Annotated in this window: 10 protein-coding genes; 9 read left to right on the top strand and 1 reads right to left on the bottom strand. The window is 43.4% G+C overall.

The window, feature by feature from the left end; translation table 11 throughout:
• The first annotated feature begins 192 nt into the window (after nucleotides 1-192).
• Nucleotides 193-951, top strand: a complete 759-nt coding sequence (locus AALA56_RS05650; RefSeq protein WP_369909144.1) for a bifunctional hydroxymethylpyrimidine kinase/phosphomethylpyrimidine kinase — start codon at nucleotides 193-195, stop codon at nucleotides 949-951.
• 49 nt (nucleotides 952-1000) lie between these two features.
• Here AALA56_RS05650 and AALA56_RS05645 read toward each other — a convergent pair whose 3' ends face one another.
• Complete coding sequence (locus AALA56_RS05645) at nucleotides 1001-2200, bottom strand: ROK family protein (protein ID WP_369909143.1); 1200 nt, start codon at nucleotides 2198-2200, stop codon at nucleotides 1001-1003.
• A 162-nt stretch (nucleotides 2201-2362) separates the two neighbouring features.
• Between AALA56_RS05645 and AALA56_RS05640 the strand changes: the two genes are divergently transcribed.
• The 8 genes from AALA56_RS05640 (at nucleotide 2363) to AALA56_RS05605 (ending at nucleotide 13326) form a co-directional block, all read left to right on the top strand.
• Complete coding sequence (locus AALA56_RS05640) at nucleotides 2363-3688, top strand: PTS sugar transporter subunit IIC (protein WP_369909142.1); 1326 nt, start codon at nucleotides 2363-2365, stop codon at nucleotides 3686-3688.
• Between the two features lie 2 nt (nucleotides 3689-3690).
• On the top strand, nucleotides 3691-5577 hold the full coding sequence (locus AALA56_RS05635) for a DUF4838 domain-containing protein (RefSeq protein WP_369909141.1): 1887 nt from the start codon (nucleotides 3691-3693) through the stop codon (nucleotides 5575-5577).
• A gap of 62 nt (nucleotides 5578-5639) precedes the next feature.
• On the top strand, nucleotides 5640-6257 hold the full coding sequence (locus tag AALA56_RS05630) for a hypothetical protein (protein ID WP_369909140.1): 618 nt from the start codon (nucleotides 5640-5642) through the stop codon (nucleotides 6255-6257).
• A 24-nt stretch (nucleotides 6258-6281) separates the two neighbouring features.
• The gene (locus AALA56_RS05625) at nucleotides 6282-7571 is read left to right on the top strand and encodes an ABC transporter substrate-binding protein (RefSeq protein ID WP_369909139.1); all 1290 of its coding nucleotides are present in this window, start codon (nucleotides 6282-6284) and stop codon (nucleotides 7569-7571) included.
• A gap of 56 nt (nucleotides 7572-7627) precedes the next feature.
• Entirely contained in the window at nucleotides 7628-8494 is an 867-nt protein-coding gene (locus tag AALA56_RS05620; protein ID WP_369909138.1) for a carbohydrate ABC transporter permease, read from the top strand.
• On the top strand, nucleotides 8491-9312 hold the full coding sequence (locus AALA56_RS05615; protein ID WP_369909137.1) for a carbohydrate ABC transporter permease: 822 nt from the start codon (nucleotides 8491-8493) through the stop codon (nucleotides 9310-9312). Before AALA56_RS05620 ends, AALA56_RS05615 begins: the two co-directional genes overlap by 4 nt.
• A 9-nt stretch (nucleotides 9313-9321) precedes the next feature.
• Complete coding sequence (locus AALA56_RS05610) at nucleotides 9322-12279, top strand: glycoside hydrolase family 2 TIM barrel-domain containing protein (RefSeq protein ID WP_369909136.1); 2958 nt, start codon at nucleotides 9322-9324, stop codon at nucleotides 12277-12279.
• A 12-nt stretch (nucleotides 12280-12291) separates the two neighbouring features.
• Entirely contained in the window at nucleotides 12292-13326 is a 1035-nt protein-coding gene (locus AALA56_RS05605) for an aldose epimerase family protein (protein WP_369909135.1), read from the top strand.
• Nucleotides 13327-13358 lie beyond the last annotated feature (32 nt).

The following is a 13358-nucleotide window of genomic DNA, read 5'->3' as shown; positions in this document are numbered from 1 at the left end:
AAAGGACTGAGTCCTGTGCAATACAGAACGCAATCCTTCAATTAAAATATTGTGTCCAACTTTTTGGGGTCAGATCATTTTCTAGAGCTTTTTCTTATTTTATCTGTCCCCGTACAGATAGCTTTTTACAGGCTTGAGAGCGGTGAAGTTAGCGTGGTATAATCTATAGAAAAAAGTTACCGACGGAGGTTTTTGATGAGTTCTCATATCTTAGCGATTTCAGGAAATGATATTTTCAGCGGTGGTGGTTTGCACGCTGACTTGACGACCTTTGCAGCCAACAAATTGCATGGTTTCTTGGCGGTGTCCTGTCTGACAGCTCTGACGTCTAATGGCTTTGAGGTCATTCCCATTGATGCGACGGTGGTCAAGCAGCAACTGGATAGCTTGGTGGATGTTGACTTTGCAGCCATTAAGCTGGGGCTTTTGCCAAATGTTGAGGTGGCAGAGCAGGCGCTCCACTTTGTCCAAAACCATAAGGATACACCTGTCGTGCTAGACCCTGTCCTCGTATGTAAGGAAAAGCATGACCTTGAGGTCAGCTCACTACGGGATGAATTGGTCAAGTTTTTCCCATATGTGACGATTATCACGCCAAATCTGGTAGAAGCGCAGCTATTAGCCCAAATGGAGATTAAGACTCTTGATGACATGAAAGCAGCAGCCAAGAAACTACACGAGCTTGGCGCGCGTTACGTGGTCATCAAAGGTGGTAGCCGTTTTGACGACAAGGAAGCCATTGACCTCTTTTATGACGGCGAAGACTTTACCTTTTTACGTGCTCCCATCCTTGGTGGCAATAACATCGGTGCTGGCTGCACCTTTGCCTCAAGTATCGCTAGCAAAATCGCTAAAGGCGAGCCTGTCAAAGAATCTGTGCGTCAGTCTAAAGACTTTGTGCGTGACGCTATTAGTCATGCGGACGACTATGGTGTCAATCAGTTGTTTTAGAAGGAAACGCTGTGTAAAGACTAAAAAGCTGAGATTATTCTCAGCTTTTTTAGTCTTCAAGTCCTTGTTTAATGTAGTTGACATAGGCGCTCAGTGCGCAAGCGCCACGTGCACCACGATAATCATCGAAAGGCAGAATTTCGATTTCTAAATCGGTTTTATTTGGAATAAAATTCAGTTGCTCACGAATTTGCTCGAGCAGTTTTTCTTTGAAATCGAGATGATTGAGCAAATCGCTATTGATGTACACTTTATTGGCGTCGTAGAGGATAAGCGTGTTTGCAATAGAAGTCGCAAGAAGTTTTAGTCCTGTGTCAATCTTGTCTACTAGAAAGCTATCTCCCAACTGATAAGCAGTGATGATCGTCTCTAGAGTTATATCCTCAGGTTTGTCAATGAGGTTTTTAATGGCTGAGCTAGGATTAGACTGATAGAGAAGCTCTGCGTATTGGATAAGCCAAGTGGTTGAGATATAGGTCTGCAAGCACCCTCGCTTGCCACACTCACACTGTGGACCATTGATATCAACGACCGTGTGCCCAATTTCACCGATGTAGAAATTGCTTTTACTTGTAATGCGACTAGCATCAAAGAATGAGCAAAAAAGCCCAGGTCCGATGTGCATGAAAAGATAATTATCAGGTGTATTGAGAGGGTTGAAGAGGTATTCACCAAGCGCCATACATTCAATATTGTTATCAATCACAATGGGAAGTGATACCTCTTTTTTTATTTGGGATAAATTAAAGTGCTGCCAAATGTGGTTATTAGACACAATAGTACCCGTTTCTTGGTCGAAATGCCCAGGAATTGCAAGACCAATACTATGGATATACTTATCACTGTGTTTATCTAGCATTTGCTTGATGAGTGCAATCAAGGTAGCGTTGATGTCGTCCTTGTGATAATCTCTGTGGGCAATGTGGTTTTGGTCTATTTGTTTTCCAGTTACATTTGTAAGCACGCTACTGATACCGTTGCTGTTGATTTCAATGCCTAAAAAGTAGCAGTAGTCACTGTTTAGGGTAAGCACTTTTCGGCTACGACCAGAGCCTTTTTTGATACGAAATTGGTCGCCTGTCTCTATAATTTTATTTTCTTCAATAAAATGACTGGTGAGATGTGTGATAGCAGCAGGTGTCAGCTGCGTGTCACGTGCCAGGTCAATACGAGAACTTTGTTGCTTTCGATAGAGGTATTCGAGCACCTTTGCTTGATTGGTTTTATTGCTATCTGAACGTTTTGCCATGATAGAACTCCTTTTTTACACGAAATCTTTACCTTTTATTATAGCTTATTTTTTGCCTAAAAGTCAATTTATAATATTTTATAAAAATAAATAAAATATATTGACAGGAAAGTGTTTTCGTTATATAATTTATTTAGAAAAAATAAAACGGAGGGCAAAGACATGAACGGATTCATGAATTTCCTTGAAAACAAATTAGCTCCCTTTGGGACTAAGATTGGTAACCAGAGACACATGAAAGCTATCCGTGATGGCTTTATGATGGCAATGCCATTGGTGCTTATTGGTTCTATCTTCTTGCTGCTTATTAGCTGGCCAGATGAGTCGCTTCCTTTTTCAGTGCAAGGTTTCTTGCAAAATATTGGTGTCTATGACATCTTGTCGACTATGAACCAATCCACTATGGCTATCATTTCATTGGTGGCTTGTTTTGGGATAGCTTATAGATTGTCAGAATCTTATGGAACGGATGGTCCTTCAGCAGGTGTCTTAGCCTTGTCATCTTTCATCTTGATGGCGCCACGTTTTTCAGCTGAGACATTTGACGCAAAAGGGAAGGCTGTGACACAACTCTTTGGCGGAGCTATTCCATTTTCCAGTCTCAACTCAAGCACGCTCTTTATGGCGATTGCTATTGGTTTGATTACAGCTGAAATTTACCGTATTTTTATCCAAAAAGGTATCGTTATCAAGATGCCTAAGAATGTGCCGGATGTGGTGAGTAAGTCCTTCTCAGCTTTGCTTCCTGCTCTTACAGCGCTTATCTTTTGGGCATGTGTATTGAAAGGTCTTGACGCAGCAGGGGTCAAAGGTGGTCTCAATGCTGTTCTTGGGCTTATCATTGGACAACCGCTTCGTCTCATTGCAGGTAATGTCATTGGTATGGTTATTGTCGTTCTTGTCAACTCTCTTTTCTGGTTCTGTGGTGTCAACGGTGGACAAGTGCTCAATGCTTTTGTTGACCCAGTCTGGCTCCAAATGACTGAAGAAAACCAAGCGGCAGCAGCAGCAGGTCATGTACTTCCTAACATTATCACGCTTCCGTTTAAAGACCTCTTTGTCTTTATCGGTGGAGGTGGTGCGACCATTGGTTTAGCACTCTGTCTCATCCTCTTTAGTAAGAGCCAAACCTACAAACAACTCGGTCGTCTCTCTATCATCCCTTCTTTCTTTAATATCAATACGGCTATCCTCTTTAGTTTCCCGACAGTGCTTAATCCTATCATGATGATTCCATTTGTCCTTACACCAAGTATCAATGCCATCATCACTTATGTGGCTATGTCGACAGGACTTGTGCCGCTAACGACTGGTGTGGTACTGTCTTGGACAACACCTCCTATTATCGGTGGTTTCTTAGCGACTGGTGGTAGTTGGCAAGGAGCTGTCTTGCAGGTGGTTCTTGTCTTGGTTTCCTTTGCTATCTACTATCCATTCTTTAAAGTTGCTGATAAGAAGAATTTGGAACAAGAAATGTTAGGAGAATAGCCATGTTAGTGAAACTTTTTGAAAGTATTGAAAGCGAAACGGTGGATTTTGCCATTAGTGAGCTGAGCTATTATCTCAAACACGTGTTCGGTGCGGAGGCTATTGTCGCTAAATCAAAAGAAGAAGCGGACTTGGTACTCGATATAAAGGAAACAAGGGCTAACGATACGATTGCCATTCGGCTTGAAAATGGGAAAGGGCATATCGTTGCTAACAGTAAAGTAGCTCTCTTGATTGGGGTCTATCGTCTCCTGAATGCGTTTGGGGTCGTCTTTACCCGTCCAGGACGTAAAAACGAGTATCTGCCCAATCTCTCTGAAACAGACTGGCAAAAAGCTAGTATCACGATAGAAGAAACGGCTAGCTACAAGCACCGTGGTGTCTGTATCGAGGGGGCTGACTCTTATGAGAACATTGCTGATTTTTTGGATTGGCTACCAAAGATAAGGATGAATGCTTTCTTTGTCCAGTTTGAAAATCCTTATTCCTTCCTCAAGCGCTGGTACGAGCATGAATTCAACCCTTATGCGGAGAAAGAGCCTTTTAGCAATGAAATAGCGCAAGAGATGAGCGACCGACTGGACGCAGAACTCACCAAGCGTGGGCTGGTGCACCACCGTGTTGGACACGGCTGGACCGGCGAGGTACTGGGATATTCGTCTAAGTATGGCTGGGAGTCTGGCTTGACCTTACCGGAAGAGAAAAAAGCCTTTGCAGCTGAACTTGATGGTAAACGAGAACTTTATGATACGGCACCTATTTTGACCAGCCTGTGCTTCTCCAATCCAGAGGTGGGAGACAAGATGTATCAGCTCATCGTGGACTATGCCAAGAATCGTCCCGATGTCGACTATCTCCATGTCTGGCTGTCAGACGCGCGTAACAATATCTGTGAGTGCCCAGATTGTCAAAAGGACATTCCAGCGGATCAGTATGTACGCATTCTCAATCAGCTTGATGAGGTCTTGACAGCAGAAGGGCTTGATACCAAGATTTGCTTCTTGCTCTATCATGAATTGCTCTTTGCACCGCAAAAAGAAGCCATCAAGAATCCAGACCGTTATACCATGATGTTTGCGCCAATCACACGTACCTTTGAGATGAGCTATGCTGATGTGGACTATGAACATGGCATTCCAGCTCCAAAAGACTATGTGCGCAATCAAATGGTCTTGCCAAACTCGCTGGAGGAAAATCTTTCTTATCTCTTTGCTTGGCAAAAGACCTTCAAGGGAGACAGCTTTGTCTATGATTATCCGCTGGGGCGTGCCCACTATGGTGATCTTGGCTATATGAAGATTAGCAAGGTAATTTATCGTGACATCGCTTATCTGCACCATCTAGGTCTAAATGGCTACATCAGCTGCCAAGAATTGCGTGCAGGTTTCCCACACAATTTCCCTAACTTTGTCATGGGACAAATGCTGTGGAACAATAAAGAAACTTATGAGGATTTGAAAGCTGTTTATTTCGAGGCGCTTTACGGCGAAAACTGGCAGACAGTCATCACTTATCTAGAAAAGCTGTCTGACTACTCATCCTGTGACTACTTCAACGCTATTGGTGACAGACAAGACGCAGATCTAGCGGCTAAGTATGCTATCTCCAGTCAGCTTGCCTTTAGCTTTATCAAAACGCTGGAGGAGAATATTGCTGTGACTAAAGGACTTCAAAAAGAAGCCTGGCGACAACTAGCCTATCACCGTGACTATGTGGTCAAACTGGCACATGCCCTACACCTCATGGCGTCAGGTCAGCACCTAGAAGGTCAGATTTACTGGCGTGATGTGCTGGATTATATCCGCAATCATGAAGCAGATTTCCAAGAAAATCTGGATGTTTATCGTGTTATTGAAGTAGCGAAAAATTACGCTGGCTTTACATTATAAAAAGAAAAAATAAAACGCTTTCATGCTATAATAAGAGTAAGCCTACCTTGGGGAGGAGGTGTATGATTAGATCGACCTTTTTATCGCTGTGCTTTTACTTTTTAGCATCGTTTGGCAATGCGCTAAGTATCAAAGCCAATATGGGAGTTGGCAGTTTTCTCTCACTCAGTGTAGCAGCTTCAGAGGGCTTAGACGTAAGTGTCGGTATGGTCACTATGGTGCTCAACCTCATCTTCTTACTTCTTTGTCTGTTTCTTGATGACAAGCGAGGTGTTAAGCATTACCTAGTTATCGCTCTTGCTCTAATCTGTCAAGGTAAGGTTATTGATTTCTTTTACTATCAAGTCTTATCTCCAATCGTACTCTCAAGCTATGTGGAGCAATGTCTTTGTTTGCTTCTTGGGATAATGGTCACAGGAATCGGCTTAGGGCGAGTATTGGCTTATCACATACTGGAGTTTCCGATTGAACATTTTTGTCAGCTTGTCGCAGATAAATGGAAGCGCTTTAGATTTGTGCAGCTGCGCTACAGCATTGATGTCTTTTGTGTGCTAGGGTCTCTTGCGATTAGCTTGTTCGGTCATCAAGCGCTTGTTGTGCGTGAGGGAACGCTCATCACCATGCTATTACTATCAGGAGTTATCTCTTGGTCGCAGTCTAAAAAATGGCTACATCGTTAGGATGGTAAAACGAAGGAGGAGTTTATGCGTAGGATTAAGATTGTTTGTCTACTAGCTAGTTTGCTAGCTTTAGGAGTTGTTCTTGGTGCTTGCTCAAGTCAGTCTAAAAGTTCCTCAGGGAAAACAGAGCTGACAGCTTGGGCTTGGGATCCAAACTTTAACATCAAAGCTCTAGAAGTGGCACGTGATGTCTATGAAAAGGAGAATCCCAATAAAATAAAACTCAAAATCACAGAAAACGCTCAAGATGATATTGTCCAAAAGCTCAATACCGCACTGAGTTCAGGTGTGACTAAAGGGCTTCCAAATATCGTTCTCATTGAGGACTATCGTGCCAAGAGTTTTTTAGAAGCCTATCCTGATAGTTTCTTTCCATTGACGGATTTCTTTAAAGCCAGTGATTTTGACAGCTACAAGATTAAAGCCACCACAGTTGGTAAGGTCAATTATGCCATTCCGTTTGATTCTGGGGCAACAGGACTTTATGTTCGTAAGGATTTGCTGGAGCAAGCAGGTCACAGCCTAGAGGATGTCACCAATATCACTTGGTCTCAATTGCAGACGGTTGGTAAGGATATTTTGGATAAGACAGGTACCAGGCTGTTGTCTTCTGATTTAAACTCAGGAACACTCATTCGAGGGATGTTGCAGTCCAGCGGTACTTGGTACACCAAGTCTGACGGCAAGACCCCATATCTAAAAGACAATGAAGCGCTAAAAGCAGCCTTCAAGCAAATCAAGTCTTTACGTGATGCGGGTCTTGTTAATATCCACAATAACTGGAGCGAAATGCTAAAAGCCTTTAATACAGGTGTTGTTGCGACAGTACCTTCAGGCAACTGGATAACACCATCCATCACAGCTGAGACGAGCCAGTCAGGCAAGTGGGCAGTTGTTCCTTGGCCACGCCAAGACCTAGACAAGTCTGTCAACGCTTCAAACCTTGGTGGAGCTTCCCTTTACGTGCTTAATATTGATGGCAAGGAAGCAGCAGCTGATTTTCTAGCCAAAACCTTTGGGTCAAATGTTGACTTTTACAAGAAAATTCTCAAAGAAGCAGGAGCACTTGGTACTTACAAACCCGTTGCCAAATCAGGTGCTTACGATGGCGAGGTCGAATACTTTGGCAACCAAAAAATCTATCAAGACTTTGCGACTTGGTCTGAAAAAATTCCAGCTGTCAACTACGGCAAAGACACCTATGCACTAGAAGATATCGTTGTTTCTAGCTTGCAAGATTACATTTCAGGCAAGGACTTGGATACTGTATTAGCTTCTGCGCAAAAGCAAGCAGAAACACAAGTGAATAAATAAAGATAAGGGTGGAGGCGGATGCTTTCATCCTTTATGAGATGAGTGAGGAGACCGATATGGTACGTCTGAAAAAACGATTAGTAGCTCTGGGGTTTATCACAATTCCCACCCTTTTGATTAGCATTTTCTATTTTTACCCGATGGTGCAGACCTTTATCATGTCGCTAACCTCAGGACCTGGTAATCAGTTGCAGTTTGTGGGTTTTGATAACTATAAGCGCCTGCTAAGTGATCCTGTCTTTTTAGCTTCTCTTGGCAATACCCTTTTGTTTCTGATTGTTCAAGTGCCTGTCATGGTGCTACTTGCTATCTTTTTCTCTGTTGTTCTCAACCAAAAAACGCTGAAATTCAAAGGTATCTTTAGAACACTTGTCTTTCTCCCAAGCGTGACCTCGCTTGTTGCTTATTCTATCGTTTTTAAATACCTTTTTAGTAACGAAGGAATTATTAACAAGATGTTGATGGGTCTTCATGTGATTGGTGAGCCTATTTTGTGGTTATCAGATCCGTTTTGGGCAAAAGTGTTGATTATTATTGCCATTACTTGGCGCTGGACAGGCTACAATATGATTTTCTTCTTGTCCGCTCTGCAAAATATTGACCCTGAAATCTACGAAGCAGCAGATGTCGATGGAGCAAGTGCCCGTCAGAAATTTTTCCACATTACAGTTCCTCTTTTAAAACCTGTGATTCTCTTTACCTCTGTGACGTCTACGATTGGTACCCTTCAACTCTTTGCAGAACCGATGAATATCACAGGCGGAGGTCCTGGAAATGCGACCATAACTATCTCCCAATACATCTACAATATCAGCTTTAAGTACACGCCAGACTTTGGTTATGCAGCAGCGATTTCTTATGTCATCGTTGTGTTGGTTGTTCTCTTTTCAGGCATTCAGTCAAAAATTGGAGGTAAAAAATGAAACGCTCTCATCTTCTCTCCTATCTATTTCTCATCATGATGTCAATTGTGTTTGCCTTTCCCTTTTATTTCCTGCTTGTCAGCACGACCAACACCAGCATAGATGTGACCAATGGGCGTTTGCTTTTTGGCAGTCATTTTCTGGAAAATCTCAGCCATTTGTTTGAGAGGACAGACATGCTAAAGGCTATTGCTAACTCTAGTATTATCACTCTGATTCAAACCAGCTTAGCGCTCCTTGTCGGCTCTGCTGCTGGCTATGGTTTTGAGATTTATCGGAATAAATGGACGGACATGATTTTTAACACGCTCTTGCTGTCTATGATGATTCCCTTTGCGGCGATTATGATTCCTTTGTTTCGTCTGTTTGGGCAGTTGTCACAGGTGAGTGATGTCATTGGTATTGACTCTTATGCCTCTATCTATCTGCCTTATCTCTCAACAGCTTTTCTCGTTTTCTACTTCAGACAAAACACTAAGATGTTTCCTCGTGAACTCCTAGAAGCTGGGAAAATCGATGGTCTATCTGACATTGGCTGTTTCTTTAGGATTTATATGCCGACCATGAAGACAACCTACGCTGCAGCAGGGATTATCACCTTTATGAATAGCTGGAATAACTATCTCTGGCCTTTGATTGTCGTACAAACTCCAGAAAAGCAGACTGTTCCTTTGTTGATTTCTAATCTCAGCTCGAGCTATTCGCCTGATTTTGGGCTGATTATGACAGCGGTGCTTCTTGCGACTTTGCCAACCTTACTCATCTTCTTTCTTTTGCAAAAATATTTTGTTGCAGGAATGCTTGGCGCATCAAAATAGGAGGTGGCTATGCTATTAGACAGAGTTTTTCACGAGGATATGACACAGTTTCATGTCCATACCCTTCCTAGACGTAATTATTATATTCCTTATTCTGACCAAGAAAGCGCTAGGCGAGCGTGCTTGCGGCAAGAGTCCAATCGCTTTGTTAGTCTAAATGGTAACTGGCAGTTTGCTTATTTTCCTTCTTTCGCAGAGATTATGGATAAGGATATCGCTCAGCTGAGTGCTAGTTTGTCAGAGACTATTTGGGTGCCGTCAGTTTGGCAGTACAATGGTTATGACCAGCTTGCTTATCTCAATGAACGCTTTGCTATTCCTTTTGATGTGCCTTACGTTCCTTGTGACAATCCTTGTGCGCTTTATCAACGGAACTTTAAGGTTTCTAGTGAGGATAGGACTCGTTTTGACTATCATTTGACTTTTGAGGGGGTGGATAGTTGTTTTTACCTTTGGGTTAATAGCCAGTTTGTCGGCTACAGTCAGATTTCTCATAGCCTATCAGAGTTTGACATCACACCTTACCTCTATGATGGAGAAAATATGCTTCGTGTCTTGGTTTTAAAGTGGTGTGATGGCACTTACTTAGAAGCACAGGATAAGTTTCGTGTCAGCGGGATTTTCCGAGATGTTTATCTGTTAAAGCGTGACAAAGGCAGCTTTTATCAATATCAACTCCATCAAACGACAGACAGCAAGGCAAAGACCGCTCTTCTTTCCTTTGAACTTGACAATTGGGAGTCAGCTGTTCCTTATCTCTGCTACGCTCCGTCTGGTGAGCTGGTCGCAAAAGGAGATGACCTCACGCAGATTGAACTCACCTCTATCTCGCTCTGGTCGGCTGAGTGCCCAAAGCTCTATACTCTACTTTTACGCTTTAGAGATGAATGGGTGTGCGAGCGCATAGGCTTTCGTGAGCTGACCATCACAGACGGTGTTTTTTACCTCAATCAAGCACCTATCAAACTCTACGGCGTTAACCACCATGATAGCAACCCTCTATCTGGACCTTGTATGACCTTGGAGGAGCAGAAAAAGGACCTGCTCATGATGAAAAAACATCACATCAATGCCATCAGAACGTCTCACTACCCCAAATCACCAGAGTTTTATCAGCTCTGTGATGAACTCGGTTTTTATGTCATGAGTGAAGCAGATATTGAGATGCACGGTATCGTCAGCCTCTATGGACTTGGTGGTTATGATAATTACAATCAGCTTGCTAATGACAGCCGTTTTTTAGCACCTATCCTTGATAGACTAGAGAGTAGCATTGTGCCGCTTGTCAATATGTCCTCTATCTTTTCTTGGTCGCTTGGCAATGAGTCAGGTTTTGGTACTAATTTCGAGGAAGGGCTGCGTTTGGTGAAGGCGCTAGATGCTAGTCGCTTGCGGCATTATGAAGGGGAATTTCATGCGGACAGCACAGCTGATGGCAGTTTACTTGATGTTCATTCTCGCATGTATGCGAGTTTAGAGGATATTGAGTTGCATTATTTGCAAAAGCGTGACAAGCCTTTTCTATTATGCGAGTATTCCCATGCGATGGGCAATAGCTGCGGTGACCTTTTTGACTATGATATGCTCATGCAAGCTTATCCTAACTTTCTAGGTGGTTTTGTCTGGGAGTGGTGCGACCATGCCTTTGTCCTTGAAAAAGAGGGAAAGCAGGTCTTTCGCTACGGTGGCGACTCAGGTGAAGAGGTACACGATGGGCATTTTTGCGTGGACGGCTTGGTGTCACCAGATAGACTCCCTCATACCAGTCTTGCGCTGTTTAAGCAAGTACACTGTCCTTTTAAAATAGATAAGCTAGCAGATGGCACTTTGCTTTTGAAAAATACCTACTTTTTCACGGCAACAAAAAGTGACCTTCGCTTGCTTTATCAGCTGGTGGTGAATGGCGAGGTCGTCAAGGAGCACAATGAATCTATTGTGGATATGCCAGCACGTAGTGAGCTGAAACTGTTCTCTCCGTTTACCAATTGGCAAGAGTATCATGGGCGTGTTGACCTGCGTGTGCACTTTATTTGGCGTGGTGAGGAGGCTGGTGTGAAAAGTATCTGCCTACGAGAAGTGACACCTGACTTATCTTCTTTCAAAAAAGAAAGCAAGTCTCAATTTTGGCAGGCTATAGAGTACGCCGCAAGGATTGAGCTAAAGCGTGGTGAGATGAGTGTCACTTTTGATAAGAGAACTGGCTTTCTCTCACAGGCTAAGCTTGGAGATACAGCCTATTTGAACGAGCCTATGCAGCTTGTCATTTGGCGTGCGCCAACCGACAATGATAGTAAGCTCCTGTCACTTTGGAAGGCTGCAGGTTACGACCGAGTACGCTCACGTGCCTACGAGACCAGTCTTTTGAAAACGTTAGATAGCATAGTTCTTGAGACCTCTATCAGTCTAGCAGCCGCTGGAGTGCAGCCTGTATTGAGAGCACAACTCACGTGGACTTTTCGCTCTAATGGTGCTATAAGCTTGAGTGCGCATTTTATCAAAGACAAGGTCTTTCCTAGTCTACCAAGACTAGGCTTGCAGCTAGTCCTTCCAAAAGAGCTGACACGGCTTTCTTACATGGGCAATGGTCCTAAAGAAAATTATAGCGATAAGCGTCAGGCGAGTTACTTTGGGCGTTTTGAGACAAGAGTCTCTGAGATGAGAGAAGCCTACATTTATCCTCAGGAGTCTGGCAATCGTTGTCAGGTTTATGCTGCACGATTGAAGAGTCGGGACTTGGCTTTAAGTGTTGTGACACAGCGGGCGATATCTTTTAATGCTAGTCCCTATAGTCTAGAGGAATTGACGAGATGTAGCCATATGGACCTTTTGAGAGACAGTCAAGCGACTTATCTTTATCTGGATGTTGCGCAGGCTGGCATTGGCTCTCATAGCTGTGGCCCAGAATTGCTAGAGCGCTATCAGCTAGGACAAGAACATTATGACTTAGAGGTAACCTTTTGGTTTTAGTAAGGAGACGATATGACAATAGAGACTCAGGTTGTTGAAATGATAGAAGAAAAAGCTATTACACAGATAAAATTGACCAATAACAATGGTATTGAAGCCGATTTTCTGACTTTAGGAGCGACTTGGCAAGCCTTTTACGTGCCAAGTGAGAATGGCGACAAGCAAAATCTCCTCATCGGTTTTGACAAGCCAAGCGACTATCTCAAAAATACACTTTGCGCTGGGCAGTCTATCGGTCGTGTAGCAGGTCGGATTGACAAAGGACAGGTCACTTTGGATGGTCAAAAAAGACAGCTTCCGCAAAACGAACAGGGAAACTGCTTGCACGGTGGTTTTGAGGGATTTCACAAGCACATCTGGGATTATGAGACCAGAGAAAGTGAGAATAAGGTTGAGGTCATTATGACCTATCGGGCACGTGAATCTATTGATGGCTTTCCAGGGGACATGACGGTGGAGGCATGCTTTTCGCTTGATGACAATAACCGCTTGAGTATCGCTTATACCGCAAAAGATGTGACAGCACCTACGCTTTTCAATCCAACGAATCATGTGTACTTTAATCTTGGTTCTAGGCAAGACTTGCTGACGCATGAGCTTAGTATAGCCAGTCACCATTATCTAAAAACTCGAGAAGACCTTGTGCCAACAGGTGACTTGTGTGCTGTAGAGCATACAGACTATGATTTGCGACAAGTACGAAACCTTGGACAAGTTATCCAGCAAACAGGCGGTTTAGACGATACCTTTATCGTTCAGCCGACACTTACGACTCCTGTAGCGACTCTAGCTGACAAAGAGAGTGGTCACACAATCAAGCTCTACTCTGACCGCACAGCTCTTGTGGTCTACACGATGGGAAGTGTAGAGGAAGGTGTCTATCCTATGCGTGATAAGGGAAAATCTACCAGAGCCTATGGAGCTGTGGCTCTTGAAGCACAATATCCGCCAGATACGCCTAATCATGCGGATTTTGGTGATATTATCATCCGTCCTGATGAAACCAAGACATACACCATTATGTTTGCGTATGAACGGACCACATAAGAAAAACCACTCTTAGACATCTAGATAATATG

Source organism: Streptococcus hyointestinalis, assembly GCF_041225505.1.
Taxonomy (GTDB): domain Bacteria; phylum Bacillota; class Bacilli; order Lactobacillales; family Streptococcaceae; genus Streptococcus; species Streptococcus hyointestinalis_B.
The sequence above is the reverse complement of the archived record's forward strand: the minus strand, read 5'-3'. Positions and strand labels throughout refer to the sequence as shown.

Bases quoted from the DNA above. Each gene is read 5' to 3' on its own strand.
- AALA56_RS05645 (WP_369909143.1), bottom strand. From the start codon at position 2,200: ATGGCAAAACGTTCAGATAGCAATAAAACCAATCAAGCAAAGGTGCTC.
- AALA56_RS05640 (WP_369909142.1), top strand. From the start codon at position 2,363: ATGAACGGATTCATGAATTTCCTTGAAAACAAATTAGCTCCCTTTGGG.
- AALA56_RS05635 (WP_369909141.1), top strand. From the start codon at position 3,691: ATGTTAGTGAAACTTTTTGAAAGTATTGAAAGCGAAACGGTGGATTTT.
- AALA56_RS05630 (WP_369909140.1), top strand. From the start codon at position 5,640: ATGATTAGATCGACCTTTTTATCGCTGTGCTTTTACTTTTTAGCATCG.
- AALA56_RS05625 (WP_369909139.1), top strand. From the start codon at position 6,282: ATGCGTAGGATTAAGATTGTTTGTCTACTAGCTAGTTTGCTAGCTTTA.
- AALA56_RS05620 (WP_369909138.1), top strand. From the start codon at position 7,628: ATGGTACGTCTGAAAAAACGATTAGTAGCTCTGGGGTTTATCACAATT.
- AALA56_RS05615 (WP_369909137.1), top strand. From the start codon at position 8,491: ATGAAACGCTCTCATCTTCTCTCCTATCTATTTCTCATCATGATGTCA.
- AALA56_RS05610 (WP_369909136.1), top strand. From the start codon at position 9,322: ATGCTATTAGACAGAGTTTTTCACGAGGATATGACACAGTTTCATGTC.
- AALA56_RS05605 (WP_369909135.1), top strand. From the start codon at position 12,292: ATGACAATAGAGACTCAGGTTGTTGAAATGATAGAAGAAAAAGCTATT.